This is a genomic window from uncultured Campylobacter sp. (assembly GCF_938030815.1).
Lineage (GTDB): Bacteria > Campylobacterota > Campylobacteria > Campylobacterales > Campylobacteraceae > Campylobacter_B.
In genome coordinates this window covers 1-3,553 of the sequence record NZ_CALHII010000167.1, presented here as the reverse complement: position 1 = coordinate 3,553, position 3,553 = coordinate 1, and the positions used below count along the sequence as shown (strand labels likewise).

3 protein-coding genes are annotated in these 3,553 nt (G+C 42.6%); 1 reads left to right on the top strand and 2 read right to left on the bottom strand.

The window, feature by feature from the left end; genetic code table 11:
• Positions 1 to 400 precede the first annotated feature (400 nt).
• Together Q0277_RS06620 and Q0277_RS06615 are read right to left on the bottom strand one after the other, a co-directional pair.
• Positions 401 to 1,123 carry a hypothetical protein gene (locus Q0277_RS06620; protein WP_297996685.1) on the bottom strand — a complete coding sequence of 241 codons (723 nt, stop codon included), beginning with the start codon at positions 1,121 to 1,123 and terminating at the stop codon, positions 401 to 403.
• 44 nt (positions 1,124 to 1,167) lie between these two features.
• On the bottom strand, positions 1,168 to 1,857 hold the full coding sequence (locus tag Q0277_RS06615) for a hypothetical protein (RefSeq protein ID WP_297996683.1): 690 nt from the start codon (positions 1,855 to 1,857) through the stop codon (positions 1,168 to 1,170).
• Positions 1,858 to 2,210: 353 nt separating this feature from the next.
• Between Q0277_RS06615 and Q0277_RS06610 the strand changes: the two genes are divergently transcribed.
• On the top strand, positions 2,211 to 3,374 hold the full coding sequence (locus Q0277_RS06610) for a PepSY-associated TM helix domain-containing protein (RefSeq protein WP_297996680.1): 1,164 nt from the start codon (positions 2,211 to 2,213) through the stop codon (positions 3,372 to 3,374).
• Positions 3,375 to 3,553: the final 179 nt, after the last annotated feature.

The following is a 3,553-nucleotide window of genomic DNA, read 5'->3' as shown; positions in this document are numbered from 1 at the left end:
GCGAAAAAGCGCCAAAATAGCAGCACGAAGACGTTGTTGCTCGCAAGCGCCTGCGAGGTGGGCAGATACCCGAGCCCAAAAGCAATCGCCACGAAGAGCATTCCGATGTCGGCTCTGAATTCCAAACTTTTATTCATCTGCGTCCTTTTTGAAAATTTAAAGTGATAATTTTACGAAATTTTAGGTAAAAAATAGGCTAAATTTTGACGATTTTAACGGAGAAGTTTGGAATTTTGGTTTTTAAAATCGCGAGTTAAATTTTAATCGCCCGGTTCGTTTTAAGCTTTCGGCTCGTCTTTTTAGGCTAGCGTTGGGCTTGTTCGCGCGATCATTATGCTGCTTTGCTACGGCTTGTCATAAATTTTCATAGCTATTGCTCGCGCGTGGCTAAATTTAAAATTTAATTGCCCGCGCCCTCTTTGTCGTTTTTTGGAATTTCTATGTTTGCGCGCTCATTCGCGCCTTTTAAGCTTATAGTTTTTTTGAGCGCGGATTTGAGGGGAGCCTTCGCCCCTTTTGATTTCATCATCTTATAGCGCCTCTTTCTTATCTCTGCTTCGATAAATTTTATATCTTGCTGTGCGTATGGGAATGAGAGCGTAAAATTTTTGCCGCTTTGCCCGTCTTTTATTTTTAAAATCGGCATCTCGCCCTTCATCCCTTTTTCCATAAGGGCATTTTCTATATCTATCTTTGTGCTAAATTTAAACGGCGAGCATTCCCATTCTCTCCTTATATTGCGGCTGTCTATGATGACCCCTTTTTCGGTTAATAGCCATAGCGATATAAGTATCAAAACAATGCCCATCGCGATCACAAGTGCGGTCTCGTCGCTACTTCTGTGCAAGAAGCCGTCTATACATAAAGGGTCGTTTGCGTCAAAGCATGTAACTTTACCTCCGCCTCTTGTTGTTTTTATCCAAGGCTCATCAAACGCCACTAACGAACCCCAGGATAAAAATAGCACGATAAGCATAGTTTTTGCTATGGGGCTAGGAGGTATGAGCCAGGCGCCCTTTTGCACGGTTTTATAAGAAGCGCTGCTTTTAAACAGAAAGTTTTTTAAACCGCAAAGTACAAATAGCACTACATTTGCAAAAAGCACAAAATACAAAAGCCTCATGCAGCTCCTTTCATTTTGGATATTTTACGACGATATATTTAAATTTAGGCGTTTCGCTCGGCTGCTTCGGCTTTTGAAATTTCAGCTAGCTTTTCTAATATAAAATTTTGCAAAAAATCTATATCCTTTTGTGCATACAAATATCCCGCCCCGAATTTAACGCCGCTAATTTTGCCTCGTATGCTGATTATTTTTACGCCTCTTATAAACCATGTGGCGTAGTTCATCTCATCAAAGTATATCTTTTCCGTATGCCTAAACGGCAGAACCTCCCATTCTTTGCAGATGCCGCTTTTATCTATTCTGATTCCTTTTTGAATTAGCACGATAAATGAAAAAATTATGGCGCAGACAGATATGATTTTGCCGAGTATTAGCCTGGGTTTGCTTATTTGCAGATATCCGTCTATGCATCTGGGATCGCCTTCTTCGAAGCATCTTAAATTTATGCCTGCCGCTTTATACTCTTGCGAGCAAATTTTATCGTGGGTGTAAAAGCAGGGTATCGGCTCGCCGTTATGTTTTGCTACGTGCGAGCTGGATAGAGTGACTACGCCGAAGCTTAGGAATATTATAAACATCTGCATTTTTAAAAGCGGATCGGTGGAGATAAACAGAGTTCCGTGATCTACGGTTTTGAATGATCTTTTTTTATCAAGCAATGAAACAAGAAGGCAAAAGCCTATCGTAACATAAAGGATTATCGTAGCAAACTCGACTATACTTTGCGACATAATAATGACCTTGTTTCTTTTGGATTACGCAAGCTCGCGTCTTTGGCAATTTTAGCGCAAAATTTCTAAATTTACGAGATTCTAAGCGCGCTTTTTATAAATCGCGATTAGAATTTTATCTCGCTAGCGTGATCTTGCCGCGCGAAAAGCAGATTAAATTTTTAGCTTTGATATTCTGAAATATGCAGTTTACGGCATTACGCGAGGTGCCTAGTCGCTCTTGCGATGCCATAACGTGCCTTAAAATTTCGCATCCTAAATCTTAATGATAATTATCTAAATATTTAAAATCGCACAATATAATTGCGAACCTCAATCAAATAAAGATTAAATTTATCTCGCAAGGATCTACAATGAGCTCGCTTTTGAAGCGCAATAAAATTTTGTTTAACGTCCATCTTATTTTGTCGATCGTTTTTTCTATCCCGCTGCTTATCATAGGCGTTACGGGCGCGATTTTATCGTATCAGCACGAGTTTGAGGCGCTAATAAATGCGGGCTCTAAAAAGATCGAAAAAACAGGCGAAATGCAAAGCGTGGAGAAAATTTTACAAAGCTTTAGCGAGCAAACGGGCGTTAAACAGCCCGTAAGGCTCGTCGTGCCCAAAAGCGATGATGAAGCCTTCGTCATTTACGCAAACAGAAATGATGCGTATCTGGTCGATCCATACACTGCGCAGATCATCGGCAAGGACCGCGGCACGAGCTTTGTGCTAACGGTGATGGCGTTGCATCGAAATTTGGGCCTAGCGCTAAGCGGCAACAAAACTGCGGGCGAGATCGGCAAACAGATCGTAGGCGCGAGCGCCACAGCGATGATACTGCTCGTAATAAGCGGCGTCTGGCTGCATTTCCCAAGGCTTAGGCGCAAATTTATCGAAGCTATAAGACCAAATTTTAAACTCAAAAAATACGCTCTTTTTTATAACCTACATACGAGCCTAGGCTCGCTAAGTGCAGTGATTTACCTGCTTATCTGCTTAACCGGGCTTAATTGGTCATATAGCTGGTATAACGATGCCGTGATGAAGCTTTTTGTAAGTTCGCAAAATTTGCCGCAAGCTAGCGCACCTAAAGCTGCCGCCGCTTCTAAAGATCACGCCGCCGCACCTGCTAAGGAGGAGGGCAAAAAGCCCGCTACGTATAAATTTAGCGACGCGCAGAGGGCTTATGAGATATTCAGATCAAGTGGCATAGAGTATAAAGAATTTACCCTAATGCTCGCAGCCGGAGATAAGATCGGCGTCAGGTATTATGAGCCCGATGCGCCCGCTACAGCCCGTCCAAAAGGCGCGAGCGTGAAGCTAAATGAGGGCAAAATCGCGCAGCAGAAGCAAACGGAGGGTATCACCGTGGGCGAGTTTAAAGACGCGAACTATCAGCTACATACGGGCTATTTTTTCGGGCTCGCGGGTAAAATTTTATGGTCGCTCGTCTCGCTTTGCATGGCGCTTTTTATCTTTAGCGGCTTTTATATGACGGCAAAAAGGGCGTTTAAGTCGAAAAAGCCCAGTTAAATTTACCCTCTCGGCAAGAGGTGCGACGAGCGGCGCAAGAGAGCCGAATACCTATGAAGCATTGAGATGAAATTTGCCGAAGCGGATCAAGAAAAGCTCTGATTTAACGATATTTGAGACATTCTAAAATTATCGCAGATTAAGTCTATGTGAGGTATATTGCGGAAAATTTTAGGAGC